General features: G+C 66.4%; 1 pseudogene. It reads left to right on the plus strand.

From position 1 onward, the window contains the following. Nucleotides 1–934 (plus strand): annotated as a pseudogene (gene carB, locus ADL08_RS10430) (carbamoyl phosphate synthase large subunit); the annotation flags it as partial.

Consider the following 934-nt stretch of genomic DNA (forward strand, 5'->3'; position numbering starts at 1 on the left):
GTCGATCCTGGGGTGGAAGGAGTACGAGCTGGAGCTGATGCGCGACAGGAACGACAACGTCGTGGTGGTCTGCTCCATCGAGAACTTCGACCCGATGGGTGTGCACACCGGTGACTCGATCACGGTGGCTCCGGCGATGACGCTGACCGACCGGGAGTACCAGCGGCTGCGGGACATCGGCATCGCGATCATCCGCGAGGTGGGTGTGGACACCGGCGGCTGCAACATCCAGTTCGCGATCGATCCCGACGACGGCCGGATCATCGTCATCGAGATGAATCCGCGTGTTTCCCGGTCGAGCGCGCTGGCGTCGAAGGCGACGGGTTTCCCGATCGCCAAGATCGCGGCCCGTCTCGCGGTCGGTTACACGCTGGACGAGATCCCGAACGACATCACGGAGAAGACCCCGGCGTCCTTCGAGCCCACCCTCGACTACGTCGTGGTCAAAGTGCCGAGGTTCGCCTTCGAGAAGTTCCCGTCAGCCGATTCGACGCTGACGACCACGATGAAGTCGGTGGGCGAGGCGATGGCGATCGGCCGCAACTTCACCGAGGCCCTGCAGAAGGCACTGCGTTCGGTGGAGAGGAAGGGCTCGCCGTTCGCTTTCACCGGGGAGCCGGGCGACAAGGCGGAGCTGCTGCGGGAGTCGGTCCGTCCGACCGACGGGCGGATCAACACCGTGATGCGGTCGATCCGGGCCGGTGCCACGCCGGACGAGGTCTTCGCCGCGACGAAGATCGACCCCTGGTTCGTCGACCAGCTCTTCCTGATCCACGAAGTGGCCGGGGAACTCGCGGACGCGAGCGGAATCACCCGGGAGCTGCTGGCGTACGCGAAGCGGCACGGTTTCTCCGATGCCCAGATCGCGGAGATCCGGGGTCTGCGCGAGGACGTGGTCCGTGAGGTCCGGCACGCGCTCGGGGTCCGGCCGGTC

Origin of the sequence: Streptomyces sp. NRRL F-6492, assembly GCF_001280125.1 — a bacterium.
GTDB lineage: Bacteria > Actinomycetota > Actinomycetes > Streptomycetales > Streptomycetaceae > Streptomyces.